At 61.5% G+C, this 26,279-nt stretch carries 29 protein-coding genes; 19 read left to right on the top strand and 10 right to left on the bottom strand.

The features are described from left to right. Positions 1-2 precede the first annotated feature (2 nt). The 5 genes from CAF74_RS18230 (at position 3) to CAF74_RS18210 (ending at position 4,612) form a co-directional block, all read left to right on the top strand. Positions 3-713: a bifunctional 2-polyprenyl-6-hydroxyphenol methylase/3-demethylubiquinol 3-O-methyltransferase UbiG gene (locus CAF74_RS18230; RefSeq protein ID WP_085747213.1), complete on the top strand. Its 711-nt coding sequence runs from the start codon at positions 3-5 to the stop codon at positions 711-713. Next, the gene (locus CAF74_RS18225) at positions 710-1,096 is read left to right on the top strand and encodes a GtrA family protein (protein ID WP_085747212.1); all 387 of its coding nucleotides are present in this window, start codon (positions 710-712) and stop codon (positions 1,094-1,096) included. The genes CAF74_RS18230 and CAF74_RS18225 overlap by 4 nt, the downstream gene beginning before the upstream one ends. Further along, positions 1,093-3,189: a DUF6311 domain-containing protein gene (locus CAF74_RS18220; protein ID WP_085747211.1), complete on the top strand. Its 2,097-nt coding sequence runs from the start codon at positions 1,093-1,095 to the stop codon at positions 3,187-3,189. The genes CAF74_RS18225 and CAF74_RS18220 overlap by 4 nt, the downstream gene beginning before the upstream one ends. Positions 3,190-3,262: 73 nt before the next feature. Further along, a complete protein-coding gene (locus CAF74_RS18215) occupies positions 3,263-4,189 on the top strand; it encodes a LysR substrate-binding domain-containing protein (RefSeq protein WP_045121852.1) in 927 nt (308 codons plus the stop codon). Between the two features lie 57 nt (positions 4,190-4,246). Then, positions 4,247-4,612: a 5-carboxymethyl-2-hydroxymuconate Delta-isomerase gene (locus CAF74_RS18210; protein ID WP_085683117.1), complete on the top strand. Its 366-nt coding sequence runs from the start codon at positions 4,247-4,249 to the stop codon at positions 4,610-4,612. A 3-nt stretch (positions 4,613-4,615) separates the two neighbouring features. Here the strand turns inward: CAF74_RS18210 and CAF74_RS18205 are convergent, their stop codons facing one another. Further along, positions 4,616-5,551, bottom strand: a complete 936-nt coding sequence (locus CAF74_RS18205) for a LysR family transcriptional regulator (RefSeq protein ID WP_085747210.1) — start codon at positions 5,549-5,551, stop codon at positions 4,616-4,618. Positions 5,552-5,760: 209 nt separating this feature from the next. Continuing rightward, entirely contained in the window at positions 5,761-6,945 is a 1,185-nt protein-coding gene (locus CAF74_RS18200) for a cyanate transporter (protein ID WP_085747209.1), read from the bottom strand. 297 nt (positions 6,946-7,242) lie between these two features. Between CAF74_RS18200 and CAF74_RS18195 the strand changes: the two genes are divergently transcribed. The 4 genes from CAF74_RS18195 to CAF74_RS18180 all read left to right on the top strand — a co-directional run bounded on the left by CAF74_RS18195 (position 7,243) and on the right by CAF74_RS18180 (position 11,485). Further along, positions 7,243-8,892 (top strand): phosphoethanolamine transferase, encoded by a 1,650-nt coding sequence (locus CAF74_RS18195; RefSeq protein ID WP_085747208.1) that lies wholly within the window; start codon positions 7,243-7,245, stop codon positions 8,890-8,892. A 130-nt stretch (positions 8,893-9,022) separates the two neighbouring features. After that, entirely contained in the window at positions 9,023-10,156 is a 1,134-nt protein-coding gene (gene rnd / locus CAF74_RS18190; RefSeq protein WP_007958043.1) for a ribonuclease D, read from the top strand. Beyond that, positions 10,153-10,446, top strand: coding sequence for a YcgL domain-containing protein (locus tag CAF74_RS18185; RefSeq protein WP_039772642.1), 294 nt, complete (start codon positions 10,153-10,155; stop codon positions 10,444-10,446). Before rnd ends, CAF74_RS18185 begins: the two co-directional genes overlap by 4 nt. A gap of 106 nt (positions 10,447-10,552) precedes the next feature. Then, positions 10,553-11,485, top strand: coding sequence for a D-2-hydroxyacid dehydrogenase (locus CAF74_RS18180; RefSeq protein WP_007958054.1), 933 nt, complete (start codon positions 10,553-10,555; stop codon positions 11,483-11,485). A 128-nt stretch (positions 11,486-11,613) separates the two neighbouring features. Here the strand turns inward: CAF74_RS18180 and CAF74_RS18175 are convergent, their stop codons facing one another. Next, entirely contained in the window at positions 11,614-12,207 is a 594-nt protein-coding gene (locus CAF74_RS18175; RefSeq protein WP_085747207.1) for a nitroreductase family protein, read from the bottom strand. A 280-nt stretch (positions 12,208-12,487) separates the two neighbouring features. Here CAF74_RS18175 and CAF74_RS18170 point away from each other — a divergent pair, with 280 nt between their 5' ends. Both CAF74_RS18170 and CAF74_RS18165 read left to right on the top strand, forming a co-directional pair. Further along, positions 12,488-12,937, top strand: coding sequence for a YcgN family cysteine cluster protein (locus CAF74_RS18170; protein WP_064594159.1), 450 nt, complete (start codon positions 12,488-12,490; stop codon positions 12,935-12,937). A 20-nt stretch (positions 12,938-12,957) separates the two neighbouring features. After that, positions 12,958-14,187 carry a hypothetical protein gene (locus CAF74_RS18165; RefSeq protein ID WP_085747206.1) on the top strand — a complete coding sequence of 410 codons (1,230 nt, stop codon included), beginning with the start codon at positions 12,958-12,960 and terminating at the stop codon, positions 14,185-14,187. Positions 14,188-14,244: 57 nt separating this feature from the next. Here CAF74_RS18165 and CAF74_RS18160 read toward each other — a convergent pair whose 3' ends face one another. From CAF74_RS18160 to CAF74_RS18145, 4 genes are all read right to left on the bottom strand, one after another. After that, the gene (locus CAF74_RS18160; protein WP_085747205.1) at positions 14,245-14,622 is read right to left on the bottom strand and encodes a DUF2892 domain-containing protein; all 378 of its coding nucleotides are present in this window, start codon (positions 14,620-14,622) and stop codon (positions 14,245-14,247) included. 81 nt (positions 14,623-14,703) lie between these two features. After that, complete coding sequence (locus tag CAF74_RS18155; protein ID WP_007958066.1) at positions 14,704-15,174, bottom strand: RNA methyltransferase; 471 nt, start codon at positions 15,172-15,174, stop codon at positions 14,704-14,706. 121 nt (positions 15,175-15,295) lie between these two features. Beyond that, the gene (locus CAF74_RS18150) at positions 15,296-15,667 is read right to left on the bottom strand and encodes a YajD family HNH nuclease (RefSeq protein WP_007944009.1); all 372 of its coding nucleotides are present in this window, start codon (positions 15,665-15,667) and stop codon (positions 15,296-15,298) included. Positions 15,668-15,716: 49 nt separating this feature from the next. Further along, positions 15,717-16,403, bottom strand: coding sequence for a hypothetical protein (locus CAF74_RS18145; RefSeq protein WP_085747204.1), 687 nt, complete (start codon positions 16,401-16,403; stop codon positions 15,717-15,719). Positions 16,404-16,482: 79 nt separating this feature from the next. On the opposite strand from CAF74_RS18145, the gene CAF74_RS18140 reads away from it, so the two are divergent. Continuing rightward, positions 16,483-16,767: a hypothetical protein gene (locus tag CAF74_RS18140; protein WP_085747203.1), complete on the top strand. Its 285-nt coding sequence runs from the start codon at positions 16,483-16,485 to the stop codon at positions 16,765-16,767. Here CAF74_RS18140 and CAF74_RS18135 read toward each other — a convergent pair. Then, positions 16,764-17,237: a cyclic nucleotide-binding domain-containing protein gene (locus tag CAF74_RS18135; RefSeq protein ID WP_007956482.1), complete on the bottom strand. Its 474-nt coding sequence runs from the start codon at positions 17,235-17,237 to the stop codon at positions 16,764-16,766. The genes CAF74_RS18140 and CAF74_RS18135 overlap by 4 nt on opposite strands. Before the next feature lie 219 nt (positions 17,238-17,456). After that, the gene (locus CAF74_RS18130) at positions 17,457-19,511 is read right to left on the bottom strand and encodes a S9 family peptidase (RefSeq protein WP_085747202.1); all 2,055 of its coding nucleotides are present in this window, start codon (positions 19,509-19,511) and stop codon (positions 17,457-17,459) included. Positions 19,512-19,610: 99 nt separating this feature from the next. Between CAF74_RS18130 and CAF74_RS18125 the strand changes: the two genes are divergently transcribed. The 3 genes from CAF74_RS18125 to CAF74_RS18115 are packed head-to-tail and all read left to right on the top strand — an operon-like array spanning position 19,611 to position 21,460. After that, positions 19,611-20,111, top strand: a complete 501-nt coding sequence (locus CAF74_RS18125) for a hypothetical protein (RefSeq protein WP_007956485.1) — start codon at positions 19,611-19,613, stop codon at positions 20,109-20,111. Between the two features lie 16 nt (positions 20,112-20,127). Further along, the gene (locus tag CAF74_RS18120; protein WP_007956486.1) at positions 20,128-20,904 is read left to right on the top strand and encodes a class II glutamine amidotransferase; all 777 of its coding nucleotides are present in this window, start codon (positions 20,128-20,130) and stop codon (positions 20,902-20,904) included. 13 nt (positions 20,905-20,917) lie between these two features. After that, positions 20,918-21,460 carry a DUF2937 family protein gene (locus tag CAF74_RS18115; protein WP_007956487.1) on the top strand — a complete coding sequence of 181 codons (543 nt, stop codon included), beginning with the start codon at positions 20,918-20,920 and terminating at the stop codon, positions 21,458-21,460. 34 nt (positions 21,461-21,494) lie between these two features. Here the strand turns inward: CAF74_RS18115 and CAF74_RS18110 are convergent, their stop codons facing one another. After that, complete coding sequence (locus tag CAF74_RS18110; RefSeq protein ID WP_085747201.1) at positions 21,495-22,406, bottom strand: LysR family transcriptional regulator; 912 nt, start codon at positions 22,404-22,406, stop codon at positions 21,495-21,497. 146 nt (positions 22,407-22,552) lie between these two features. Between CAF74_RS18110 and CAF74_RS18105 the strand changes: the two genes are divergently transcribed. From CAF74_RS18105 to CAF74_RS18090, 4 genes are read left to right on the top strand one after another with little or no spacing between them, the layout of a single operon-like run. After that, complete coding sequence (locus CAF74_RS18105) at positions 22,553-23,839, top strand: MFS transporter (protein WP_085747200.1); 1,287 nt, start codon at positions 22,553-22,555, stop codon at positions 23,837-23,839. 60 nt (positions 23,840-23,899) lie between these two features. Beyond that, the gene (locus CAF74_RS18100) at positions 23,900-24,652 is read left to right on the top strand and encodes a 5-oxoprolinase subunit PxpA (RefSeq protein WP_085747199.1); all 753 of its coding nucleotides are present in this window, start codon (positions 23,900-23,902) and stop codon (positions 24,650-24,652) included. After that, positions 24,649-25,353, top strand: a complete 705-nt coding sequence (gene pxpB, locus CAF74_RS18095; protein ID WP_085747198.1) for a 5-oxoprolinase subunit PxpB — start codon at positions 24,649-24,651, stop codon at positions 25,351-25,353. The genes CAF74_RS18100 and pxpB overlap by 4 nt, the downstream gene beginning before the upstream one ends. Next, complete coding sequence (locus CAF74_RS18090; RefSeq protein WP_085747197.1) at positions 25,350-26,267, top strand: biotin-dependent carboxyltransferase family protein; 918 nt, start codon at positions 25,350-25,352, stop codon at positions 26,265-26,267. The genes pxpB and CAF74_RS18090 overlap by 4 nt, the downstream gene beginning before the upstream one ends. The last annotated feature ends 12 nt before the right edge of the window (positions 26,268-26,279 follow it).

Raw genomic sequence — 26,279 nt, 5'->3', positions numbered from 1 at the left:
CGATGGACCTCAAGGAAACCGACATCCTCGGCGACAGCATCGGCGAGCATTGGTATTACTGCTCCAAAGCGGCTGCGACCCGGCGCTTGCTGGGTGAAGCGCCGATCAAGCGAATCCTCGATGTCGGTGCCGGTTCAGGCTTCTTTTCCCACCATTTATTGACCCACACGGCGGCGCGCGAAGCGTGGTGCGTGGACATCAGTTACCCGGCCGACTCGAGCGCCACCACTGCCAGCAAACCCGTGCATTACCGTCGCTCGATCGACAGCGTGGACGCTGATCTGGTGTTACTGATGGATGTGCTGGAACACGTCGATGACGACCTCGGCCTGCTCAAGTCCTACGTCGACAAAGTGCCGTCCGGCGGCCGTTTTTTGATGACCGTGCCGGCGTTCCAGTTCATGTGGAGCGGGCATGATGATTTTCTCGAACACAAACGTCGCTATACCCTGGGGCAATTCGAGGCTCTGGCGGGTAAGGCCGGATTGGCGGTAGAGCGGGGCGCTTATTACTTCGGAGCGGTGTTCCCGATTGCGCTGGCGTCGCGCCTGATACCCGGCGGCGCTCGGGGTTCGGCACCGCGTTCGCAGCTGAAAAAACATCATCCGCTGGTCAATACGCTGCTGAAAACCCTGTGCAGTCTCGAGCTGCCGTTGATGGGCATGAATCGCCTCGCCGGTTTGAGCGTGTTCGTGCTGGCGCGCAAACCGTGACGGCCGCCGAAAAGTCCCCGTTGATCCAGCGCGGTCTGCGTTTCGCCGTGACCGGTCTGTTCGTCACCGCGCTGCATGCGCTGGTGGCGGTGCTGTTCATCAATTTCGTCAGCCACCAGCCGCCTCTGGCGAACGGCGTGGCCTTTATCGTGGCGACGGTGGTGTCCTATGTGATCAACACCACCTGGAGTTTTTCTGCCCGACTGCACGGCAAAACCCTGCTGCGTTTCATGCTGGTTTCGGCGGGCGGCTTTCTGTTGGCGATGTTTGTGGCCTGGGCGGCGCAGATGGCCGGGCTGCACTATCTCGCCGGAATCGTTGCCGTGGCGCTGACGATTCCGGCATTCACCTTTGTACTGCACAACTTCTGGACATATCGATGACGGATTCACGGGAGCACCCGGCACTTTCCCTGCTGCCATTGTTCTTGGGTGTTCTGGTGTTTTTTCTGGTGGTCGGACCGCAAGCGCTGAACCCGCAAAACATTGGCTGGCTGGAGCAGGGCGATCCGGCCACGCATTATCTGGGCTGGGCGTTTTTCCGGCATGCGCCCTGGACATTTCCGCTCGGGCTCAATCCGTCTTACGGCCTGGAACTGGGCAGCGCAATCATTTTTTCCGACTCCAACCCACTGCTGGCGCTGTTGTTCAAGCCGTTCAGTGGCTGGTTGCCGGAGACCTTCCAGTATTTTGGTTTGTGGCTGCTGACCTGTTGTGTCCTGCAAGCCTGGTTTGGCTGGAAACTGCTGGGGCTGATGACGCCCCATCCCGTGATTCGCCTCCTGGGCGCAGGGTTGCTGGCGTTCTCGCCGGTGATGTTTTTTCGCCTGGTGGGGCACCTTTCCCTGGCGGGGCATTTCCTGATTCTGGCGGCGCTGTACCTGGCGTTGCTGACGGATCTGCAACGTCGTCGCCTGGCGTGGGGCACGTTGCTGGCGGTGACGGCCTGGGTGCACGCCTACCTGCTGGCCATGGTTGCGCTGATCTGGCTGGCGGACCTGCTGGGCAAGACATTCAGTCGGTCATTGACCCGGGGGCAAGGGCTGATCGAGGGCGGTGTGCTTTTCGCCTTGGTGAGTGTGTGCTGCTGGCAGGCCGGTTACTTCAGCATTGCCGATGGCGCGGCAGCCAGTGGTTTTGGTTTGTACCGGATGAATCTGCTGTCGCCCGCCGATCCGGCAGGCTGGTCACGTCTCCTTCCCGGTCTGCCGAAAGAGGAGGGGGATTACGAAGGTTTCAACTACTTCGGCCTGGGTGTTCTGTTGCTGGTGCCGCCGGCTTTTTTTGCCGGGCTGCGAAACCGGCGACTCTTGAAGGATGAATTGCGAGCTCGTCCATGGCTGCTGGTAGCCATGCTCGGTTTATGGCTGTTTGCGCTGTCGAACCGAATAGGCATAGGCTCGTTGACGTTCGAGTATCCGCTACCCGATCGAATCATCGCCCTGGCCAGTATTTTTCGCGCCTCGGGTCGGATGTTCTGGCCGGTGTTGTATGCCTGCGTCCTGACCATGATTTTTCTGGTGGTACGCGGTTACCGGCCACGCATCGCCATCGGTTTGCTTGCGGTCGCGCTGTTGATCCAGGTGGCCGACACCCACGGCGGCTGGATGGGCATCAGGCAGGGGAAAATGCTGACCCCGTCATCGTACTGGACCAGTCCGATGACTGATCCCTTCTGGGCCAGTGCTGCTGAGCGTTACGCCAATGTGCGCAGCCTGATGCCGCAGAATCAGAGCGATCGCTGGCAGATGATCGCCGGTTTCGCAGCGACCCACGGGATGAAAACCGATGCGGTGTATCTGGGACGCATGAGCACTTCGGCGCTGGCGCAAGCACAGCAGAAAGCACGCGCGATGCTCGATTCGGGGCAATACGACGCTGACTCTTTGTACCTGCTGGACGACGATGCTCTGGTCGATGCCGCACGGAGTATCAACAGTGAAACCGATCTGCTGACGCGCGTGGACGGGGTGGCGGTGCTGGCGCCGGGCTGGAAGCGCTGCAGTGAGTGCCTGCAGGTGCCCGATGAAGGGCGGCAGATTTTGCTCACGCCCCTCACTCGTCCAGGGCAAACACTGACCTTCAATTATCGCAATCGACAACTGGCCAGCGGCTGGTCGAAGCCGGAAAACTGGGGGACTTGGACAGAAGGGCGACAGGCGAAAATCCAATTGCGGGTGCAGCCGCCGGCGCGTTCGATCGTGATCGACGCGCTGGCGTTCATCTCGCCCGGGCACCCCGGCCAGCGATTGATCGTCAGCCTGAATGGCCAACAGGTACTGGATACCCGCTTGATGCAGTTTCAAGGCAATCGCCTGGAAATCCCGATCAGCGCCGCGCTCAGCCAGCGCCTCGGGAACGATGACCGGCTCGATATCGAATTGCACTTGCCGGATGCCGTCAGCCCCCGACAGTTGGGTATCAACGACGATTCGCGGATCATGGGCCTGGGGCTGAAGACGTTGACGGTGCAATGACACGTCGTTTCGATGGACGCCGCCCCCGCGGCCTTTCTACACTGCCGCAATCTGGGGATCGGGGGGGCAATGGATGAACCGCAATGAACTACGCAAGGCCGACATCAACCTGATGGTGGTGTTCGAGACCTTGATGCTCGAACGCAACGTGACCCGGGCCGCCGAGAAGCTGTTTCTCGGCCAGCCGACCATCAGCTCGGCGCTCAACCGACTGCGCACCATGCTTAACGATCCGTTGTTCATCCGCGTCGGCCATCGCATGGAGCCGACCGCCCGCGCCGAAGACATTTATCGCCACCTGAAACCCGCGCTCGACTCGCTGTCGGTGGCGCTCAGCCTGACCCGGGATTTCGATCCCGCCGTCAGCACCATGACCTTTCGTATCGGTCTGTCGGATGACGTCGAATTCGGTCTTTTACCGCCGCTGTTGCGCGCCTTGCGCCAGGAAGCACCGAGCGTGGTATTCGTGGTGCAACACGTCGATTACTGGCGGATTCCCGATCTTCTGGCGGCGGGCGACATCACCGTCGGCATCAGCCAGACCCGCGGCTTGCCGGCCAATGCCAAGCGCAAGCTATTGCGACACATCCAACCGAGCATCCTGCGTGCCGACAAGTCCGACACGCCGCTGACCCTCGATGAATATTGCGCACGACCCCACGTGCTGGTTTCCCACACTGCCAATGTCAGTGGCTACGCCGATGAATGGCTGGCGGACATCGGTCGTACCCGTCAGGTGGTGTTGTCGGTGCCGCAGTACAGTTCGTTGCCGGCGCTGCTGGCCGGCACCGATCTGATCGCCAGCCTGCCGGACTACACCGCCGACGCCATGGCCGCTTCCGGGTTCTTGTTCAAGGAGCCGTTTCCGTTCAAGACCCCGACCCTCGACCTGTCGATGGTCTGGCTCAGCCACGTCGACAGCGACCCGGCCGAGCGCTGGTTGCGTTCGCGGCTGGAGCAGTTCATGAGTGAGCGTCCGGTGATGTCGTCGCTGGCGTGAGTCAGGCGTTGCTGTGTTATATGTACGACCTTTCCGCCGAACCACTGGAGCACCGAGATGCCACACCTGCACCTGGAATACACCGCCAACCTGCCGCAACTGAACGCCGATGTGGCGTTGATCCGGCTCAATAACACGCTGGTGGGTTCCGGTCAGTTCGCGGCGGAATTCGATATCAAGAGCCGTGCGCTCAAGGTTGAAACCTTCAAGGTCGGCACCGCCATGAACGAGCGCGCCTTTGTCGCGGTGAGGCTGGCGCTGCTCAGCGGTCGTTCCCCGGAGATCAAGAAACAACTCTCGCAAAACCTGTTGGCGGTGCTGCAGGACCTGTGCGAATGGCCGGTCGGTGTCGAAGTGCAGTTGAGCGTGGAACTGCTCGATATCGACCGCGAGTCCTACAGCAAAGTCGCCATCGGCGTGTAGGACTCAGGCTGCCTCCAGCTCCGCGCAGGTCTTGATGACCTGCTCGCGCAGCCAGAGGTTGGCACTGTCCTGATCGACGTTGTGGCACCACTGCATGTCGAGGGTGAACCCAGGCAGGCCGTTCGGTGCCTCGCAGTGATTGAACACCGCGTCGTTGGTCAGCAAACGCTGAATGCGCCGGGGCAGGGTCAGGATGAAATCGGTGCCGGTGATCATCTTCAACGCTGCGCTGTAACTGTTGGAGCGGGCGACGATCTGGCGTTTCTGCGCCTGCCGCGCCAGCCAGCCATCGACCATGTTGGTGGTCGACGTCCACGGCGTCGGGAACACATGCCGGCGTTCGGTGAAGGCTTGCAGGCTCAGGCGCGGCTCCAGCGGCGTGGCGCGTTTGTCGAAGACGCAGACCAGGTCATCTTCCAGCAACATCCTTGATTTCAGGTCGGCGTGGCTGCGATGGAAGTGCGGGCCGAAACAGATCACCAGATCGAGGCTGCCGTCGCGCAATTCTTCGACCGGCACGTCGGTTTCGAACTTGTGCATGTTGACCATCACCGGCAAGTCATCGAAGTCAAAGCGCTTCAACATCCGTGGCAGGATCAGTTGCTCGAAGTATTCCGGGGCGCAGATGTTGAAGGTCACCGGTTGCGCCATCGGGTCGAAGGTCGGAGCGCCGGCGTGGCAGAGGTTGATGCTTTCGAGGATTTTCTGCACATGGCCGTACATGCTGCTGGCCTTGTAGGTCGGGCGCATGCCCGTGCGGGTGTTGACGAACAATTCGTCTTCGAAGCTGGTGCGCAGTTTTTTCAGGCAGTAACTGACGGTGGACTGGCTGACGAACAGCGCCTCCGACACGTCGGTGACGCTGCTTTGCTCATACACGGCGACAAACACCATGAGATCCTGCATGTCGAGCTTTCTAAGCAAGTTACTGTTCAGCATCCGTTCTGTCTCGCTGTGCTCCTTGCGCCGAATCCGCGCAAACGTGTGCGCATGATCGTAACGGAACGATGGTGCCAGGAGAAAGCCCTGTAGGACTTTTCACGGTCAGTTGTGGGACAGAAAGTTTTAGTAACACGACGTACACCATCAAACCCGGAAAAGGTGGCCAGAAGCCTTTATCCAGACGGGTCGGCCTGCCATTCGCCCGATCAGCCCATGTACCGGGCGTAATGCCGTGGGTTGAAACGCAGCACCATCAGCAGCATGAGCGCCATCACTGCTGTCAGGGACCACCAGGCCCACTCGAAGCTGCCCAGTCGATCTCGAACGATGCCGGCCATGAGTGGCGAGAACCCGGCAATCAGGTAGCCGATCCCTTGTACGAATGCGGTCAATCCGCCGGCACGTTGTGGTTCGTCGAGGTGATCGAGGGACACGATCAGGCTCATCGGGAACAGCCCGCCGATGCCGAGTCCGAGCAGGCAGGGCCACAACAGGCTCAGATGCTGCGGGCTGAGAATCAGGCCAAGGAATCCGGCGATGATCAGGCCGAGCAGGGCGCCAAGCACCAGACGTCGGTCACGGCTGCGATTGGCAATGGCCGGCACCACCAGCCCGGAAATCACCTCCATGGCCGTCAGAAAACCCAGCATCAGGCCGGCGTTTTGTTCGCTCCAGCCCTTTTCCACGTAGTACGGCGCCAGCCAGGCGAGCACGCAGGTGTAGGACGCGGTGCCGAGACCGAAGAAGATCGCGAGCAGCCAGGCGCGGGAATTGGTGAAGAAGGATTCTTTTCTGATAACAGATCGGGTGACGTCCGGTGACGTAGTTCGGGTTGCCCACCACACAGGAATGGCGAGCAATGCCAAAACCGCCCAGACCGCCAGCCCCACCCGCCAGTTGCCGGTCTGCGTCAGCACCCACGGTGCGAACGAAGCGGCCAGCGCCGCGCCGCCCATGATCGAGGTGACGTAAAGGCCCATGCACAGCGCCACATTGTCGGGAAACCGCGATTTGATCAGCGCGGGCATCAAGGCCTGGATCAGTGCAATGCCGATCCCGGCCAGCACGGCGCTGGCGATCAATCCGCCCGCCGAGTCGAGAAACAACCGCGACAGCGTTGCCACGCCAATGATCAGCAACGACAGCAGCACCGTGCGTTGTTCACCAAGGCGCTGGCTGACCGCCATGCCGAAAAACATCGCCAGCCCCATCGCCATCACCGGCAGCAGGGTCAGCAACGCTGCGAGACTGAAACTCAGCGCCATATCGCCGCGAATGGCCGAGAGCAAGGGCCCGACCGCCGCCATCGACGGGCGCAGGTTGAGGGCGACCAGGATAATGCCGAGCATCAGCCAGACAGCGGGGCGGGCAGTGGCGCGAACGTTTTCCATCTTCAGACCTTTGAACCAGAGACGGTCGATTAGGCGGGCAGGCGAGCGGGGCGGCAAATCAGAAAGTCAGGGTCGCTATCGAGAAATTCGATACGGTCCCTCGTCGCCAGCGACTGAACCACAGCTGAACCATTCTCAAATACTCCAAAAGTTTCATGGTTATTTCATGGGCCAACTAATCGTTGGCTTCTTTTTCACAAAAAATTGATGGTTGCCTGCTTAAAGTTTGTGTTGTCTGAGTCAATGAAATTTTCACAATTGACGACGGCACTTCTTTCAAGGAAATAGCCCCTCGCCATGTTCAAGTTAAAAGCCGTGCGCCCGGAATGGGTGACGTTGTTTGCCAGCGCCTTTCTTTTGACCGGATTCAATTTCGTTCTCTGGCAGCACCTGTTCGATATCACCGCTGCGGACGGCAAAGGCATTGCCATGCGCATTGCGTTCTGGGTGATGATCTTCGCGGCGTATAACATCGTTCTGACGTTGCTGGCGTTTCGACCCGTGTTGAAACCCGTGTTGACGTTGTTGTTTATGGTCAGCGCTGGCGTGGCTTATTTCATGAGCCAATACGGTGTAATGATCGATGCCGGCATGTTTCGCAACTTTGCCGAAACCAATGCCACTGAAGTGCGCGATCTGCTGTCTTTGAAGTTGCTGGCTTATATCGTTTTTCTGGGTGTCTTGCCGTCCTGGTTGTTGTGGAAAGTTCCAGTCAACTATCGTCGCTGGCATCGCGAGTTATTAAGCAAAGTTGTGGTGAGTGTCGCGTCGGTCGCGGTCATTGGCGGCGTTGCGCTGGCCAATTATCAAGGGCTGTCGTCGCTGTTTCGCAATCACCACGAAATTCGCTTGATGCTGGTGCCGAGCAACTACATCGGCGCTTCGGCCGGTTATCTGCGTGAACAGGTGGCTTCGGCGCAGCAACCGTTCGTCACGATCGGCGAAGACGCCCAGCGCAACGCCGCCGTGCAGAACCATCCGCGCAAATCCCTGACGGTGCTGGTGGTGGGGGAGAGTGCCCGGGCGGAAAACTTCGGGATCCTCGGTTATGGCCGCGACACCACGCCAAAACTGGACAAGGAAGCCGGCCTGATCGCTTTCACCGACGTGCATTCCTGCGGCACGGAAACCGCCGTGTCGGTGCCGTGCATGTTCTCCAACATGGGCCGCAAGGATTACGACGCCAGCAAGGCGAAGAATGAGGAAGGGCTGCTGGACGTGCTCAAACGTGCCGGGATCGACGTGGTCTGGCGCGACAACCAGTCCGGCTGCAAGGGCACCTGCGATCGCGTCACCCTGCAGGATGTCAGCAATCTGAAAGACCCGGCACTGTGCGCCAACAGCGAATGCCGCGACGAAATCCTGTTGCAGGGCCTGCAAAGCTTTATCGATCACCTCGACAAGGACACCGTGCTGGTCCTGCACCAGATGGGCAGCCACGGCCCGGAATACTTCAAGCGCTATCCGAAGGAATACGAGCGCTTCACCCCGGTGTGTGAAAGCAACGCGCTGAACAATTGCAGCCGCGAAAGCATCGTCAACGGCTACGACAACACGCTGGTGTACACCGACCATGTGCTGTCGAGCCTGATCGATGTGCTGCGCAGCAATCAGGACAAGGTCGATACCGCCATGCTGTACCTGTCCGATCACGGCGAATCCCTGGGCGAGTACAACCTGTTCCTCCACGGCACGCCGTACATGCTGGCACCGGAGCAGCAGAAACACGTGGCGATGCTGGCCTGGTTCTCCGACAGCTATCAGAAGTCCTACTCGGTCGACACCCATTGCCTGCAAATGAGCCGCGACAAGCCATTGAGTCAGGACAACCTGTTTCACTCGATGCTCGGTCTGCTGGAAGTGCAGAGCAAGGTCTACCAGCCGGATCTGGACATGTTTGCCGGCTGCCGGGGCGCGGTGATCGACGGGGTGCTGGCCAAGGACTGAGCCGGCAGACTCACTCTGTAAGACTATTCTTTCCCTCGGGCAGGAGATTTCATCAAGCTCTTGCCCTGTAAAGGCGCGGAAAGCGCCGGTGGCGATATATACTGCGCGCCATTCTTGAAGGGAGAGCCGTGTGGCCATCGATATTCACTGGATTCGCGACAACGATAGCCTCGCGCAGTTTTGCGCCGAGTGGCAGCAGCTGCCGTTCGTTGCCCTCGACACCGAATTCATGCGGGTCGACACCTTCTACCCGATTGCCGGCCTGTTGCAGGTCGGCGACGGCAAACGCGCCTACCTGATCGACCCGCTGACCATAAACGCCTGGCAACCCTTGGCCGCGCTGCTGGAAAACCCTGCGGTGCTCAAAGTCCTGCACGCCTGCAGCGAAGACCTCGAAGTCCTGCTGCGCCTGACCGGCAGCCTGCCGGCGCCGCTGTTCGATACCCAACTGGCCGCTGCCTACCTGAACCTCGGGTTCTCGATGGGTTATTCGCGTCTGGTGCAGGAAGTGCTCGGCATCGAACTGCCGAAGGGCGAAACCCGTTCCGACTGGTTGCAGCGTCCGTTATCCGACACGCAAATCAGCTATGCCGCTGAAGACGCCGTGCATCTGGCGGAGGTTTTCGTACAACTGCGTCCGAAACTGTCCGACGACAAATTCGCCTGGGTGCTGGAGGACGGCGCCGAACTGGTCGCCAACCTGCGCCGCGAGACCGATCCGTACGAGGTGTATCGTGAGGCCAAACTGGCGTGGAAACTGTCCCGCGCCCAACTGGCCGTGCTGCGTGAGCTGTGTGCCTGGCGTGAACGCGAAGCCCGCGCCCGCGACTTGCCGCGCAACCGCATCGTCCGTGAACACTCGCTGTGGCCGCTGGCCCGGACCCAACCGGACAACCTCAGCGCGCTGGGCAAGATCGAAGACATGCACCCGCGTACCGTGCGTCAGGACGGCGAGTTTCTGCTTGATCTGATCAAGCGCTCTGGCAGTGTGGGGCCTGATCAATGGCCGCCAGCCGTGCCGGAGCCGTTGCCGATCGAAGCCGCCGCGCTGATCAAACAGCTGCGGGCGCTCGGTCAGGCCGAAGCTGAACGTCTGGGCATCGCGCCGGAACTGATGCTGCGCAAGAAAACCCTCGAAGCACTGGTCAAAAGCGGCTTCCCCGAGGGCCCTTACCAATTGCCTGATTCGCTGCGTGGCTGGCGCCGCGAGTTGATGGGCCAGAAGCTGCTCGACAGCCTGGCCACCGCCGGAGAACAGCCTTGAAACGTATTTGTTCCATTTATCAAAGTTCGAAGAAAAGCGGCATGTACCTGTACGTGCTCAAGAGCGATGCGCTGGAGCGTGTGCCGGAAGGCCTGATGGCGGCGTTCGGCAAGGCCAGGCATTCCTTCGATCTGGTGCTGACCCCCGAGCGCAAGCTGGCCAGCGAAGACATTGCCGTGGTCCTGGAAAACCTCGAAAAGCAGGGCTATCACCTGCAAATGCCACCGGCCGAGGAAGAGTACATCGAGCACTTGCCCGAAGAGTTGCTGCGACGCAACGACCCGGTCTGATCCGCGAGGCCCTGTCCTGGGCCTCTTGTAACCCCTGGAACGGTTTTTACGGCGACGGCTGCCACGAAGTTGGCGGCCGCCTGCACGGTTTGCGAAAGGTTTGAAGATGCGCGTTCTGATTGCTGAACACGACCACGCGATATACGCCCGACTGCTGCGTCAGGCGGCTCCGGAGCTTGAAGTGCTGACCAGCGGCGACTCCGCCGAACTGGCCCGCCAGGCCGTCGATTGCCCGGTGTGGCTGGGCCAGCCGGATCTGCTGGCGACCCTGTTGCGTCAGGGCCACCAGCCACAATGGCTGCAATCGACCTGGGCCGGCATCACACCGCTGCTGGCCGACGGCCTGCGCCGGGATTACCGCCTGACCCGGGCGGTCGGCATTTTCGGTCAGGTGATGGCCGAGTACGTGCTGACCTACATGCTCGGTCACGAGCGCGAAGTGCTGGCGCGGCTGGTCAGCCAGGTCGAGCGCAAGTGGGACAACCGCACCGGCCAGAGTCTGGTCGGGCGCAAGGTGTTGATCGTCGGCACCGGTGACATCGGCCAGAGCGTGGCGCAGTTCCTGCTGCCATTCGGCGTCGAGTTGTACGGCATCGCCAGCAGTGCCCGCGAGCAGGCGCCGTTTGTCGAAGTCGGTTCGATGGCGGACTTGCCGCGGCTGGTGGGCGAAGCGGATTACGTGGTCAACCTGCTGCCCAACACCGAGCACACCCACGATATCTACGACGCGGCGCTGTTCAAGCAATTCAAACCGACCGGTTTGTTCATCAACGCCGGGCGCGGTGTGGCGGTGGTCGATGCGGATCTGGTCGAAGCGTTGAAGGAAGGCCATCTGGCCGGCGCGGTGATCGACGTTTGCCGTCAGGAACCGCTGCCGCAACGGCATCCGTTCTGGACCGCATGGGGCTTGCTGCTGACCGGGCACAGCTCGGCGCCGACATCGCCACCGATGATGGTGCAGTTGTTTCTGGATAACTTGCGGGCGTATCAGGCGGGAGAGGCGTTGCGCGGGGAAGTGGATTTCGCACGCGGTTACTGAGCTCTTCAAGATCGTTCCCACGCTCCGCGTGGGAATGCCTCTATGGACGCTCTGCGTCCGCTTTGGGACGCAGAGCGTCCCCGGCTGCATTCCCACGCAGAGCGTGGGAACGATCATGTGGTGAAGCTTTAAAGGGTGAAATCGCCTTCAGCCGCCAGTTCGCTCAGCGGGCGACGCGGGCTCGGCGTTTCCCGTGCTTGCAGGTAATCCGCCAGGGTTGCCTTGTCACCCAGCTTGCCCACCGCAATGGCGGCATGCAGCGCATAACCTTGCGGAATGTTCAGCTCCTTGCGGGTCAGCTCCTGATCAAAACCGGCCATGCCGTGGGTGTGCCAGCCGCTCAGGCTCGCTTGCAGCGCCAGATGGCCCCACGCGGAACCGGTGTCGAAGGTGTGCCACAGCGCAGGCGTTTCTTCGGTCGCGCCCGGTGCGGTGAAGGTGGTTTTCGAAATCACGATCACCAGCGCCGACGCGTGCTGGGCCCAGCTGCGGTTGAACTCATTGAGCAGGCCCAGGTAACGCTCCCAGTTCGGCGTATCGCGACGGGCGTAGAGAAAACGCCACGGCTGCGAGTTGTACGCCGACGGCGCCCAGCGCGCGGCTTCGAAGAAGCTCAGCAGGGTTTCCTCGGAAATCGCTTCGCCGGTGAAGGCGCGGGGCGACCAGCGATCGGTGAACTGCGGGTGAATGGCGTATTCGGCAACGCGAGGGTTGGCACTCATCGAAAGATTCCTTGCTACGTTTGAGGACAGGTTGGAAGCGAAACCCGGCGAGATCAGTTGGGCTGAACGATGGGGTTGTGGCGCAAGCCAGCAGTTCACCGGATGCAACGTGGTCGAGCGTTAATGGCATCCGGCAAAGGCCTGGTGAGACCGGCAAAGCTACTTGGCCGCGCAAAAACTGACAAGCCCCCGCACAACCGGCAGTCGCCAGCGCTTGGCCCACGGGGCCTTGGGCACTAGACTGGCGGCCTTTTCACCACCTGATGTTGATGCTTGAGCCATGGCCGCCAAAGTCGAACCGTTCTGGATACGCAAAACCCTCGATCAACTCGATCACGAGGAATGGGAATCGCTGTGCGACGGTTGTGGCCTGTGCTGCCTGCAGAAGCTCGAGGATGAAGAAGACAACAGCGTCTATTACACGCGCATCGCCTGCAAACTGCTGGACCTGAAAACCTGTCAGTGCAGCGATTACCCGAACCGCATGCAGTTTGTCCCGGACTGCATCCAGCTCACCCCGGGCCAGGCTGAAGAATTCAAATGGCTGCCGCCGACCTGCGGTTATCGGTTGGTCAGCGAAGGCAAGGATCTGCCGTTGTGGCATCACTTGGTCTGCGGTGATCGCGACGCGGTGCACCACGAACGGATTTCCCAGTCCGGGCGCATGCTCGCCGAAGGCAGCGTGCCGGAAGACGACTGGGAAGATCACCTGATTTTCCGCGCAGGTTAACGATTGACCAAGGAGCAGGTATGGCGACGGAATTGCGCCGGGCGCTGATCGTCACGTTGCTGGCGCTGAGTGCGCCGGCGTGGGCGGCCAAGAAAGTCGATCTGGATTATCAGGTACGCCTGCTGCCGCAGAGCGATCAGGCCGAAGTGCGCCTGACCCTCGCCAAAGGCGAAGCGGTGCGCAGTCTGGATTTCGATCTGGGCGATGGCAGCCATTACAGCGACTTCAAGGCCGACGGCCAATGGCAACTGACGCCGGGCCAACACGCACGCGGCGTATGGCGCCCGACGGCGGACAAGGCCAGCCTGACCTACCGCGTGCGCATCAGCCACGGCCGCAAGAACGGCAGCTTCGACACGCGCATGACCCCGACCTGGGCGCTGATGCGCGGTGATGAACTGGTACCGCCGGCCAAGCTCGACCAACAGGACGGCATCGAGCTTGTCGCGCGCCTGCACTTCGAATTGCCCGACGGCTGGAAAAGCGTCGAAACCGCCTGGCCGCGTATCGGCAAGAACAAATTCCGCATCGACAATCCGTCACGCCTGTTCGACCGCCCGACCGGCTGGATGCTCGCCGGCCACCTTGGCAGCCGCCGCACCCGACTGGGGGAAACCGAAGTCACCGTGGCCTCGCCGCAAGGGCAGGGCATGCGCCGGATGGACGTGCTGACGCTGCTGACGTTCGTCTGGCCGCAGGTGCAAGCGGTGTTTCCGCGCCACCCGAGCAAACTGCTGATCGTCGGCGCCAATGACCCGATGTGGCGCGGCAGCCTGGCGGCGCGGGAGTCGATCTACCTCAACACGCGCTTGCCGCTGGTCAGCGAAAGCGGCAGCAGTGTTTTGGTGCGCGAGTTGGCGCAGGTGTTCGGACGGATCAACGACGAACAGCGCAGCGACTGGATCAGCGAGGGTTTTGCCGAGTATTACGCCATCGAACTGGTACGCCGTGCCGGGGGCATGAGCGACGAGCGTTATCAGGCGTTGCAGGCGAAACTGGTCAAGGACAGCCAGAAAGTCACGACCCTGCGCGGCGAGCAGATCAGCCCGGCGCAGCTGTCGAAAGCGGTGCTGTTGTTACAGGAGCTGGACGGCGAGATTCGCCTGAAGACCCGCAACAAGCGCTCGCTGGATGACGTGCTGCGCGGGGCGATGCACCTGGGGACGGTGGATACCAAAGAGTTCGTGCAACTCGCCGAAAGCATTCTCGGCGAGTCGTCCAAAGTCCTTGATACCGGGTTACTGCAGTAATACCGCCATCGCTGGCTTGCCAGCGATGAGGCCATTAGCCTCAAGGCAAATCCAGAATCAAACCCCGGTTTTCGGCGATTTCACCGAGTCGTTGCCGGTCACGGTGGCAGTTTTGGTTGCCGCTTCGGCATTGGCCTTGAGCTTGCTCAGTTCTTCACCGGCCCGCTCGATCTTCGCCCGCACGTTGTTCATGTCCTGGCGGCTTTTCTCCAGCAGGCTTTTCACCGAACTGTGGCCGGTGATGCCGCGGGCCATGGCCACGCCGCCAATCGCCACCTGAATCAGCCCGAATACACCGCCACGGCGCAGGCCCTTGCCGACCATGATCACGCCGCCGGCCAGCGAGCCGATGCGCTCCCAGCCTTCGACGTTCTGCTCGGAACGGCTCTGGAACGGGGTGGATTCGATACGTTCGACGCGTTTGAGCTCGGTCATGATCTTTCTCCAGGCAATGAGTAATCGATAAACAAGCTGACTGCGCAGGCGGTCAGCTCGTTCCATTGGATGTGTGGCGTTTCAGCGGAATTTCGGCCCGGAGCGGGTGTTCAGGCCTTTGGCCATGCGGTCGTAGAGCACGACGTTGACCGTGGCGGCGAGGTTCATGCAGCCGGTGGTCGGGATGTACACGACGTCTTCGCACCAGTCGCGGATCTCTTGATCCAGCGAACCGTCTTCGGGGCCGAAGATGTACAGGGCGCGATCCGGATGGGTGTATTCCGGCAGCGGGCGGGCGCCGTCGACCAGTTCCACGGCGACCGGGACGCAGTTGAGCGGCAGGATCTTTTTCAGGTCGTCGATGCCGATCAGCGGGATGTCGTAGTGCACGCGCTTTGTGTCGGTGACGAAGTCGGCGGCGCGCTCATAGCGCTTGCCGGTGTAGAACACGGTCGATACGCCGTAGCAGCCTGCGGCGCGCATCACCGAACCGACGTTTTCCGGTGATTTGGGGTTATACAAACCAATGCAGCTGTACCGTTTGTCTGCCACGAGCGGGGTGCCTTCGGGAAAAAGAGGGCGATTATACGGGGATTGGGGGAGGGCGGGCAGATTCAGGATCTGCGGTGCCGATCGTTCCCACGCTCTGCGTGGGAACGATCGGAGTGGTGGCTCAGTCTTCTTTTTTCATCAGCCCGGCCAGTGCAGCAAACGGGTTGTGCGTAGCCTTGGCGATTTTCGGCGTGCTCAGCGAGCCTTCGCCGAAGTACTGCTGATCGGTGTAGCGCGAGTGTTCGTTGTCGTGGCAGTACAGACACAGCAGTTCCCAGTTGGAACCGTCCTGCGGGTTGTTGTCGTGGTTGTGGTCGCGGTGATGCACGGTCAGCTCGCTCAGGCGCTTGCCGGAAAACTCACGGGCACAGCGGCCGCACACGTGCGGGTACATCTTCAGGGCCTTGTCGCGGTAGCCCATTTCCTTGTCGCGCTGGTTGTCGGCGAGGATGCGATCCAGCTTCGAAGTGTTGGTCGGGGTGGACGAACTCATGGGTTCACCTTTGTAGAAAGACTAATGACGGTTATGAGGCAAGTTTAGCTCAGCCCTTGAGCTTCTCGGCAATCCAGATCGTGTGGCGCGTGCCCTTGTTGCCGTGGGCGAAGACCTGGACTTCCTCGGCCTTGAAACCGGCCTTCTTCAATTTGTCGGAAAACTGCCGGTCGGCGCTGGCCGACCACACCGCGAGCACGCCTTTGGGCCGCATCGCCTTGGCGCACGCGGCAAGGCCTGCGGCGGAATACAGCCAGCTGTTGGCTTTTTGGGTCAGGCCTTCGGGGCCGTTGTCGACGTCGAGCATGATCGCGTCGAAGCCGTTCGGCTCGCTTTGCAGCACCTTGGCCACGTCTTCCTGACGGATCACCGTGCGCGGATCGAGCAGCGGGCGCCCGGATTTTTCACCGAGCGGGCCGCGGTTCCACTCGATCACGCCGGGCACCAGCTCGGCGACCACCACTTCGGCGCTCTTGCCCAGATGCTTGAGCGCGGAGGCGAGGGTGAAGCCCATGCCCAGGCCGCCGATCAACACCCGCGAGTTCGGCCGGCCGGCGACCTTGCGGCACGGAATCTCGGCCAGCGCGTCTTCGGAACCGTGCATGCGGGTGTTCATCAATTGGCCGCCGTCGCCGCCCTGGATCTTGATGACGAAGTCCTCGCCATACTCGAACAGGCACAGGGCGCCACCGTTGTCAGGGATCGGCGTGGTGTCGAGCAGAACGAAACGTTTCATGGAAATCTCTACAGGGGGGAAGGCAAGCCGGCGCGTTGGGAGTAGCCTGAAGGCAGACTTCAGGCCAACGGAGCCCTTGATGAAGCGCACCATTCTAACGGTCATTACCCTGGCCGCGCTCTCGATAACTGCCGTACAGGCGCAACAGACGATTCCCGTCAGCCCGACACCGCAACCGGGTTCGCCCGGTACGGCGACGCCAACCCCGTATCCGCAGATCAGCCCGGTGTCGATTCCCAAGGCCGGCCCCGGCAGTGGCGGCCCGCCGCTGGTGCCGATCGAAATGCCCAGCCCGCCGACCAAGGATCAGCCATTGCCGGGCCTGGAACAGAGCGACAGCAAACCCAAATCCCCGGGAGGCTAGATCTGCTGGGCGGCGAGCTGGCCGTCGGCCATGCGCAGACGTTTGGACAGGGAGACAGCGAGGGCGCGGATGATCTTGGCGGCGATCTTCGGTGCGTCGTTGAGCATTTTTTCCAGTGAATCCTTGCCGAGGTTGAGCAACTGACAGTTGCTCGCTGCGACGCAAGTCGCCGAGCGGCGTTCGCCGTCGAGCACGGCCATTTCACCGAACGCGCGGCCGCTGCGCAGGGTGGCCATGGTCACGACCTGGCCGTCGCCGCCGGTTTTCTGCACGGCCACCTGGCCGGTGTGGATGATGCACATGAAACTGCCGGCATCACCTTCGCGAAAGATCGCTTCGCCTTCAGCCACGGTGCTGATGCTGAAGTAGCCCGAAGCGGCGGCAAAATCCGCCAGCTGCAATTGATCGAACAGGCCGCAGTCCATCAGCCAGTCGCGGATTTCGTTGTTCAGTAGAGTGGGTTCTGACATGTCGTGCGGTCTTTTTTTGTTTTCACTGTTTCAAGGCGTTGCACAGAACTCCTGTGGGAGCGAGCCTGCTCGCGATGGCGGAGTGTCAGCCAACATCAACATGACTGACAGATTGCTATCGTCGGATCGCCGCCCGGAGCAAGCTCGCTCCCATAGGGGATTGATGTGCTATCGGCCTATCGGGTCTGGAATTAAGACCCAAGTGACCGGCGGAGTTCCTCAGGCAATGCCCAGAACCTTGAAAACAAATGCATATTCGAGCGCTACGTCACGTAATCCCTGATAACGCCCGCTCATGCCGCCGTGGCCGGCGCCCAGTTCGGTCTTGAGCAGCAATGGATTGTCATCGGTCTTGGTCGCGCGCAATTTCGCCACCCACTTGGCCGCTTCCCAATATTGCACGCGACTGTCGTTGTAGCCGGCGATCACCAGTGTTGCGGGATACGCCTGCGCGGTGACGTTTTCGTACGGCGCATAGGCCTTGATCCGCTCGTAGACCTCCGGCTCTTCGGGATTGCCCCACTCGTCGTATTCGGTGACGGTCAGCGGCAGGTCCGGGTCGAGCATGGTGTTGAGCACGTCGACGAACGGCACTTCGGCAATCGCCACGCCGAACAGATCCGGACGCTGGTTGAGCACCGCGCCGATCAGCAGGCCACCGGCGCTGCCGCCGCTGATCGCCAGTTGTGGCGCGGTGGTGATGCCATTGAGGATCAGGAATTCGGCGCAGGCAATGAAGTCGCTGAAGGTGTTGTGCTTGTGCTCCTGTTTGCCGGCGCGGTACCAGGCTTCGCCCAGCTCACCGCCGCCGCGCACGTGGGCGATGGCGAACGCCATGCCGCGATCCAGCAGGCTCAGGCGGGCGTGGGAGAACCACGGGTCGAGGCTCGAACCGTAGGCGCCGTAACCGTACAGGTACAGCGGCACCGCTTTGCCGACCATTTCCCGTTTCATCACCAGACTGATCGGCACCTGGGTGCCGTCCGGTGCGGTCGCCCACAGGCGTTGACTGACGTAGGCGTCGGCGTCGAACGGGCCGAGCACCGGGGTTTCTTTGAGGACGGTCTGTTCGCCGGTGGCGAGGATCAGTTGCCGAACCTGAGCCGGACGATTCAGCGCTTCATAGCGCAGGCGGATGCGGTCGCTTTCGAATTCAAGGCTGTTTTGCACGTAGAGGCTGTAGGCCGCGTCCGGTAGTCGCACGCGATAAGGCACCAGACCGTGTGGGCGAACTTCGATGATCGGCAGCCCACCTTCGCGCAGGCTCAGGGTCAGGGCTTCGGCGTTGAGGGTCACGCCATCGAGCATCACCGAATCGCTGTGCGGAATCAGGTTCTGCCAGTCGGCTTCGCTCGGTGCGATGCCGGTGTCTGGCGCCTGATACAGGGCGAAGTTGATGCCGTCGCGGTTGGTGCGGATGAACCAGGTCCATTCGCCATCGAGCTTGCCGTGGTCGACGTCGTATTCGTGATCCTCGACCCGTGGCGCCAGGCAGGTGAACGGCTGCTGCGGCTGATTGGCGTCCAGTGCCCAGACTTCGCTGGTGGTCTTGCTGCCCAGGGACAACAGCAATTGCTGCTCGGAGCTGGCGCGGTAGCAATGCAGGAAGAAACGCCCGTCTGGCTCGTGGAACACCTCTTCGGCGGCAGTGCCGTCCAGGCGATAGCGGAACAGCTTGTGCGGACGATGGGTGTCGTCGAGTACACCGAAGAACAGGGTCAGGCTGTCATTGGCCCAGGTCATGCTGCCGTCGCAGTCCTGGAATTCCAGTTCGCTGACGCGTTCGCTGGATAACTCCTTCACGAACAACGTGTAAATCTCGTCGCCCGAGGCATCGACGCTGTAGGCCAGGCGCTGGTGATCCGGGCTGATGCTGAACGCGCCGAGGGAGAAAAAGCCGCCGTTGGCCAGGGCGTTCGGGTCGAGCAGCAGTTGTTCGCGGCTTTCGTCGAGGGTCAGGCTGTCGTCGGCCGGGCGCGGGCAGCGGTAGTGGCGGGCGTATTCGTCACCCGCTGTGGTGCGGGTGTAATACAGGTACGGGCCCCATGGCGACGGCAGGGACAGGTCGGTTTCGAGGATCCGGCCCTTGATCTCTTCGAACAGGTTTTCGCGCAGTTCGGCCTGATCGGCGGTCTGCGCCTGCTGATAGTCGTTTTCAGCCTTGAGGTAGTCGAGCACCGCGTCGGTGTCGCGTTCCTGCAGCCAGGCGTACGGGTCGTGGCCGGCGGCCTTGTGGGCAATCGGGGCGCTGCTGACGTTGGCGGATACGGGCATGGAAAGCTCTCGGACATGACAAATAAGGGCCGCACGGACGGCGGGGAAGCCTGACGTGCGAAAAGTCGTTACTATAAGCGCCTCTTTGCCTGCCTTGCCATGGACACCATGACCGAGAACGACTATCTGATCGCCTGGGGCCTTTACGCCTTTGCCGCCGTGGGCTGCCTGCTGGTGTGGATGCGCATGACCCGCTGGATGTGGCGCTGGCTGCGCGAGCCGCTGCGTGTATTGATGGCGGTGTTGCTGTTCAGCCCGACCATCATTGACCCGGTGAAGGAAAAATTCGCCCCGGCCATCGCCATCACCGCGCTGGATCTGGCGTTCAAGGTCGGCAACAACGCCTGGCGCGCGATTTCCGAATTGCTCATGTACGCCATGATCGCGTTCGGCCTGTACCTGATTTTCGTGCTGATCCGCCTGCCGATCGAGCGCGCCTCCAAGGCCCGCAAGGAACAGGCTGAAGCCGCCCGCGCAGCGGCCCGTGCCGATGACGAGCGTGACGCCGATCAACCGTTCGGCGGTGCCGGCGATGACCGCTACGGTCGCCCGCCGGTGCCGAGCAATCCGCAGCGCATGCGGGTCGAGCCGCGTCTGTAATCACGAGAGTCCGCACATGTGTGAATTACTGGGCATGAGTGCCAACGTGCCGACCGACATCGTGTTCAGCTTCACCGGGCTGATGCAGCGCGGTGGTCGCACCGGTCCGCACCGCGACGGCTGGGGCATCGGTTTTTATGAAGGGCGCGGCTTGCGCCTGTTCCAGGACCCGGCGGCCAGCAGCGAGTCGGAAGTCGCCAATCTGGTGCAGCGCTATCCGATCAAGAGCGAAGTGGTCATCGGTCATATCCGCCAGGCCAACGTCGGCAAGGTCTGCCTGTCCAACACCCACCCGTTCGTCCGCGAACTGTGGGGGCGCAACTGGTGCTTTGCGCACAACGGCCAGCTCGCCGACTTCTCGCCGATCAAAAGTTTCTACCGCCCGGTCGGCGATACCGACAGCGAAGCGGCGTTCTGCGATTTGCTCAACCGTGTACGTGCAGCGTTTCCGGAACCGGTCGATATAGAAGTGCTGCTGCCGGATCTGGTCGCAGCCTGCGCCGAATATCGCAGCAAAGGCGTGTTCAACTGCCTGCTCAGCGACGGCGACTGGCTGTTCTGCTATTGCTCGACCAAACTGGCGCAGATCACCCGACGCGCACCGTTTGGCCCGGCGCGGCTCAAGGACGTTGATGTGATCGTCGATTTCCAGGCCGAAACCACGCCCAATGACGTGGTCACGGTGATTGCCACCGAACCTTTGACTGAAAACGAAACCTGGACCCGCTACGAACCGGGCCAATGGAGCCTGTGGCGACGCGGCGAATGCGTCAGCCAAGGCACGACCGAATAAGGATTGCACCCCCATGTTGCTCAGTTATCTACGGCTGGTGTTGTTTGCGGCGGGCCTGTTGATCGGTGTCCAGGTGCCGGGCTTCATCAACGATTACGCCAAGCGGGTCGAAGCGCACCTGATCGAGGCGCAGACCGGTCTGCGCGGCTTCCAGGGTACCGCCGAGCAGTTTTTCAAGGGTGATATCCAGGCGCTGGTCGCCCATTACCGTGCCAGCGAAGATCCGGTGTTTCGCAGTGATGCCGACAGCCTGAGCACCTTGCTCAACCGTCAGCTGGCGCTGGACAAGCAATTCCAGGCGATGCAAGGCCCGTGGTACATCCGCTTCCTGCAAGTGGTGCTGGCCGCCGACCCGGACATCCGCAAGGAAACCTGGAATGGCTACAGCTACCAGATCCTGCTGACGCCGGAAGCGATGATCTGGGGGATGAGCGGCGCGCTGCTGCTGTCGTTCGGTCTTGAATGCCTGTTCCGTCTGATCGACTGGGTGGTGCTGGGCGGCAAGCGCCTGCGCCAGAGCCGGCCGATCGAAGACCGGGATGTGCGCGGGTTGTAAGCTCCGATGCATCGTTCCCACGCAGTGGGAACGATCAACTCAGAACGATGTAATCCTTGCCCACCTTGCGCGCATACCCCTCAAGCACCTGCTGACACAGCATCACAATCTCCTCGACCCATTCCACACCGACCCGCCATGACACCACGACTTGCAGGTTCGGTGGACGCTGTTCGATGTCGAGCAAAGTCAATTCCCCCCGCGCCAGTTCCTCGGCCACCAGCACCGGCGGCAACGCGCCAATGCCGAAGCCGTCGCGCAACAGCCGGGTGATCGCCGACACCGAATTCACACAATTCAACCTTGGCGCCAGCACGCCCTGGGCCTGCATCAGCGCCAGGATGTCCTGGTGCGGCCGGGAGTTTTTCGAGTAGGTGATGATCCGTTCCTGCGCCAGGTCGGCGAGGCTTTGATAGTCGCGGTTGTAGATCGAGTTGCTGGCGACAATCCAGCCGATGGGGTGGCTGGCCAGCTCCAGGCTGCGCACGCTTTCCTGGCGCACCAGGTCGGTTTGCAGGATCAGATCGAGAAAGCCTTTTTGCAGCTGATCGCAGAGGTTCAGCGAGGTATCCGCCACCAGCTCGATTTCCACCCGTGGATACAGATCGGTCATTTGCGCCACCAACGGGCTGAGCCAGGTGTGAATCACCGTGTCCATCACTCCGATGCGCACTCGGCCGACCTTGCTCGATCGGGTCTCGATCGACTGCTTCAGCGCCTGCATCGTGTCGAGCATCTGCTCGGCATAGTCCAGCACTTTCAAACCTTCGGGCGTCAGGCTGACGCCGCGTGAATCACGCAGGAACAGCTTCACCCCGAGCTCACCTTCGAGCACCGCGATCCGGCTGGAGATCGAGGCCTGGGTGGTGAACAGCTTGTCGGCGGTCAGGCGAAAACTTTTCAGCCGGGCGACCCAGACGAAGGTTTCGAGAAACTTCAGGTTCATGGCAACAAATTTTTCTTATGTCTTGGGCGGGTTTTTATTCGTTGGACGCGACCGGGTGACGCACTCAAGAATCGACGCATCCGGTTCCCACGATAGGCGTCGTCGGAGCTTCGAACAAGACCAATAAAAGCCTGCGGAGACATGCCATGAGTGCGCCCGACACCCTCGACCTCCCCAAGACTGCGGCCCGTCCCGGCCCGTTCGACTGGTATCGCAACATCAATCAGCAGGAGCGCCGGACCTTCTGGAGCTGCAAGATCGGCTACGGCCTGGACGGCATGGACACCCAGATGCTCAGCTTCGTGGTGCCGACCCTGATCGCGATGTGGGGCATCACCACCGGCGAAGCCGGCCTGATTCATACCAGCACCCTGATCGCGTCGGCCATCGGCGGTTGGGTGGCGGGAATTCTCTCCGACCGCATCGGCCGCGTGCGCACCCTGCAACTGACGGTGCTGTGGTTTGCATTCTTCACTTTCCTTTGCGGCTTCGCCCAGAACTACGAACAGCTGTTGATCGCCCGCACCTTGATGGGCTTCGGTTTCGGCGGTGAATGGACCGCCGGTGCGGTGCTGATCGGTGAAGTGATCCGGGCCAAGGACCGCGGCAAGGCGGTGGGCATGGTGCAATCCGGCTGGGCCTTGGGTTGGGGCCTGACAGCGATTCTGTATGCGCTGCTGTTCTCGGTGCTGCCACCGGAAGACGCCTGGCGCGCACTGTTCATCCTTGGCATCGTGCCGGCGGTGTTCGTGATTTTCGTCCGCCGTCTGGTGAAAGATCCGGAGATTTACCGCGAAGCCAAGGCCAGACAAACCCCGCAAAGCCCTTCGAAGTTCTACGAGATCTTCGCCCCCGGCATGCTCTTCACCACGATCCGCGCCTCGTTGCTGACCACCGGCGCCCTCGGCGGTTACTACGCGATCACCTCTTGGCTGCCGACGTTTCTGAAGAACGAACGCGGCTTGAGCGTACTCGGCACCGGCGGCTATCTGGCGATGGTGATCATCGGTTCCTACGTCGGTTATGTGATCAGCGCCTATTTGACCGACCTGTTGGGCCGCAAGAAGAACTTCATCCTGTTCGCGGTCGGCTCGTTCACCATCGTTCTGCTCTACACCCAATTGCCGGTCAGCAACGGCGTGATGTTGTGGCTGGGCTTCCCGCTGGGCTTCTTTGCGTCGGGGATTTTCAGTGGCATGGGCGCGTTTCTCACCGAACTGTTTCCAACCCGGATTCGCGGCTCGGGGCAGGGCTTCTGCTACAACATTGGCCGGGCGCTGGCGGCATTGTTCCCGCTGCTGATCGGGCTGCTCAGCCAGAAAGTGCCGCTGAGCGTAGGCATCGGTGCCTTTGCGGCGGTGTCCTACGGGGTGGTGATCCTCGCGGCGTTGAGCCTGCCGGAAACCCGTGGCAAACAACTGGACGCGCAGTAACTGATAACCTGCGACAACGCCCTACGATAAAAAAAGACAAAAGCTACAGGAGTGTTCACCGTGAGCCGCCTGCTATTGAACTGTGACATCGGCGAGAGCTTCGGCAGCTGGACCATGGGTCTGGACGCGGAAGTCATGCCCTTCATCGATTGCGCCAACATTGCCTGCGGTTTTCACGCCGGCGACCCGAGCATCATGCGCAAGACCGTCAGCCTGGCCCTGAGCCACGGTGTGCAGATCGGCGCGCATCCGGCCTATCAGGATCTTGTGGGGTTCGGCCGACGTTCCATGGCTTACACCGCCCAGGAACTGCAAGACATCCTGCATTACCAGATCGGCGCCCTCGACGGCATTTGCCGTGCCCAGGGTGGCAAAGTCAGTTACGTCAAACCCCACGGCGCGATGTACAACGACATGATGGCCAACCCGGCGCAGTTGCGGGCGGTGATTCAGGCCGTCGCGGCTTACGATCGCAGCTTGCCACTGATGCTGATGGCCACCCGCGACAATACGGCCGCGCAACAGCTTGGCGACGAATACGGCGTGACCCTGTGGTTCGAAGCCTTCGCCGACCGCGCCTATGACAGCGCTGGCAGACTGGTTTCGCGACAACTGCCGGGCGCGGTGCATCACGATTCCGAAACCATCATCGCGCAAGCGCTGACCATCGCTCGTGGCGACAACCTCACCGCCAGCGACGGCAGCGCGCTGCACCTGCAAGCCAACACGCTGTGCGTGCACGGTGACAACGCCAGTTCAGTGGCCGCCGTGCAGCGCATTCGTCAGGCCCTGAACGAGCAGAGCGCGCCATGAATCCGCGGGTGGAAGTGGTGGCGCTGGATTGCCTGATGCTGCGCCTGTTCGATGAAATCGCCGAAGCCAACATGCCGTGGATGCTCGCCGCCAGTGAGCGGTTGCGCACGGTGTTCGGCGCACATCTGATCGATCTGGTGCCGTCGTACACCACGTTGATGGTGCATTACGACCTGACCGAATTGAATCCGGGTCAGGCCCGGGAACTGATCGCCGAAGCGCTGATCGACCTGTCGCCAAATGCGCGAACCGGTGGCCAGTGTCATGTGTTGCCGGTGTGGTACGACCTGAGCGTCGGCCCGGAATTGAGCCTGCTGTCGCAACGCAGCGGTTTGGCGGTGGAAGAAGTGATCCGCCTCCACAGCGCTCGCGAGTATCAGGTGTTCGCGCTGGGATTCGCACCGGGGTTTGCCTTCATGGGGCTGGTGGAAGAAGTCCTGGCAGCACCGCGTCTGAATACCCCACGCAAGAAAGTCGCCGCCGGCAGCGTCGGCATCGCCGAGCGGCAGACAGCGGCGTATCCGGTGGTGTCTCCCGGTGGCTGGAATCTGATCGGTCGCACGCCGGCAAAACTGTTCGACCGTGAACGCGATGGCTACAGCCTCATGCAGCCCGGCGATACCGTGCGTTTCGAAGCGGTGAGCCATGCCGAATTCATCCGTCTGGGCGGTGACGACACGCCTCTGGAGGCCCTGGCATGAGCCGACTGACGATTGAAGCGAGCACGCCGTTGTGCCTGTTGCAGGATGCCGGACGGTTTGGCGTACGCCATCTGGGCGTGACCCAGGGCGGTGCGGCGGACTGGCGGTCGATGGCCTGGGCCAACTGGCTGCTGGGCAATGGCCTGGACTTGCCGGTGATCGAAATCACCCTCGGCGGGTTTACGGTGGTGGCTGAAGAAGATTGCTTGCTGGCATTGGCCGGCGCCGATCTTGGCGCGCAGATCGACGGTGAAGCGCTGGCGCCGTGGCGCAGTTTCAAACTGCGCAAAGGGCAGACCTTGAAGTTCACCCAGCCGTTGCTCGGGGCGCGGGCCTATCTGGCGGCGCCCGGCGGTTTCAGTGCGCCGAAAGTGCTGGGCAGCAGTGCCACGGTGGTACGTGAGGAACTCGGCGGTCTCGATGGTTTTGGCTTGCCATTGGCCAAGGGCGCTTCGCTGAGTTATCAGGGCGAAACCCTGTTGGTGCGTGAGGTTCCGGCGGAGCATCGACCGGACCTGCGCGTCGACGCGCCGCTCGATCTGGTGCTGGGCGCGCAGATCGGTCAGTTCAGCGGGCAGAGTTTGTTCGATGCCTTCAACCGTGCGTGGACGCTGGACAGTCGTGCGGACCGAATGGGCATTCGGTTGCTGGGGACGGCGTTGCAGTATCAGGGCAAACCGATGATTTCCGAGGGCATTCCGCTGGGCGCGGTGCAGGTGCCGCCGGACGGGCAGCCGATCGTTTTGCTCAATGATCGGCAGACCATTGGCGGTTATCCGCGATTGGGAGCGTTGACGCCGTTGGCGCTGGCCCGGTTGGCACAGTGTCTGCCGGGGGCGAAGGTCAGATTGCGCCCGGTGGTACAGGATGTGGCACACCGGGAACACGTCGAATATCTAAAGCGCTTTACTTGATCGTTCCCGCGT

The organism is Pseudomonas sp. R45(2017) (assembly GCF_002112305.1).
GTDB lineage: Bacteria > Pseudomonadota > Gammaproteobacteria > Pseudomonadales > Pseudomonadaceae > Aquipseudomonas > Aquipseudomonas paraglycinae.
The sequence above is the reverse complement of the archived record's forward strand: the minus strand, read 5'-3'. Positions and strand labels throughout refer to the sequence as shown.

Coding starts and splice junctions, on each gene's coding strand:
- CAF74_RS18165 (WP_085747206.1), top strand. CDS start 12,958: ATGGCGACGGAATTGCGCCGGGCGCTGATCGTCACGTTGCTGGCGCTG.
- CAF74_RS18200 (WP_085747209.1), bottom strand. CDS start 6,945: ATGGAAAACGTTCGCGCCACTGCCCGCCCCGCTGTCTGGCTGATGCTC.
- CAF74_RS18120 (WP_007956486.1), top strand. CDS start 20,128: ATGTGTGAATTACTGGGCATGAGTGCCAACGTGCCGACCGACATCGTG.
- pxpB (WP_085747198.1), top strand. CDS start 24,649: ATGAATCCGCGGGTGGAAGTGGTGGCGCTGGATTGCCTGATGCTGCGC.
- CAF74_RS18135 (WP_007956482.1), bottom strand. CDS start 17,237: ATGTCAGAACCCACTCTACTGAACAACGAAATCCGCGACTGGCTGATG.
- CAF74_RS18140 (WP_085747203.1), top strand. CDS start 16,483: ATGAAGCGCACCATTCTAACGGTCATTACCCTGGCCGCGCTCTCGATA.
- CAF74_RS18130 (WP_085747202.1), bottom strand. CDS start 19,511: ATGCCCGTATCCGCCAACGTCAGCAGCGCCCCGATTGCCCACAAGGCC.
- CAF74_RS18115 (WP_007956487.1), top strand. CDS start 20,918: ATGTTGCTCAGTTATCTACGGCTGGTGTTGTTTGCGGCGGGCCTGTTG.
- CAF74_RS18220 (WP_085747211.1), top strand. CDS start 1,093: ATGACGGATTCACGGGAGCACCCGGCACTTTCCCTGCTGCCATTGTTC.
- CAF74_RS18090 (WP_085747197.1), top strand. CDS start 25,350: ATGAGCCGACTGACGATTGAAGCGAGCACGCCGTTGTGCCTGTTGCAG.
- CAF74_RS18230 (WP_085747213.1), top strand. CDS start 3: ATGGACCTCAAGGAAACCGACATCCTCGGCGACAGCATCGGCGAGCAT.
- CAF74_RS18125 (WP_007956485.1), top strand. CDS start 19,611: ATGGACACCATGACCGAGAACGACTATCTGATCGCCTGGGGCCTTTAC.
- CAF74_RS18195 (WP_085747208.1), top strand. CDS start 7,243: ATGTTCAAGTTAAAAGCCGTGCGCCCGGAATGGGTGACGTTGTTTGCC.
- CAF74_RS18180 (WP_007958054.1), top strand. CDS start 10,553: ATGCGCGTTCTGATTGCTGAACACGACCACGCGATATACGCCCGACTG.
- CAF74_RS18105 (WP_085747200.1), top strand. CDS start 22,553: ATGAGTGCGCCCGACACCCTCGACCTCCCCAAGACTGCGGCCCGTCCC.
- CAF74_RS18215 (WP_045121852.1), top strand. CDS start 3,263: ATGAACCGCAATGAACTACGCAAGGCCGACATCAACCTGATGGTGGTG.
- CAF74_RS18145 (WP_085747204.1), bottom strand. CDS start 16,403: ATGAAACGTTTCGTTCTGCTCGACACCACGCCGATCCCTGACAACGGT.
- CAF74_RS18110 (WP_085747201.1), bottom strand. CDS start 22,406: ATGAACCTGAAGTTTCTCGAAACCTTCGTCTGGGTCGCCCGGCTGAAA.
- CAF74_RS18150 (WP_007944009.1), bottom strand. CDS start 15,667: ATGAGTTCGTCCACCCCGACCAACACTTCGAAGCTGGATCGCATCCTC.
- CAF74_RS18160 (WP_085747205.1), bottom strand. CDS start 14,622: ATGACCGAGCTCAAACGCGTCGAACGTATCGAATCCACCCCGTTCCAG.
- CAF74_RS18175 (WP_085747207.1), bottom strand. CDS start 12,207: ATGAGTGCCAACCCTCGCGTTGCCGAATACGCCATTCACCCGCAGTTC.
- CAF74_RS18170 (WP_064594159.1), top strand. CDS start 12,488: ATGGCCGCCAAAGTCGAACCGTTCTGGATACGCAAAACCCTCGATCAA.
- CAF74_RS18205 (WP_085747210.1), bottom strand. CDS start 5,551: ATGCTGAACAGTAACTTGCTTAGAAAGCTCGACATGCAGGATCTCATG.
- CAF74_RS18210 (WP_085683117.1), top strand. CDS start 4,247: ATGCCACACCTGCACCTGGAATACACCGCCAACCTGCCGCAACTGAAC.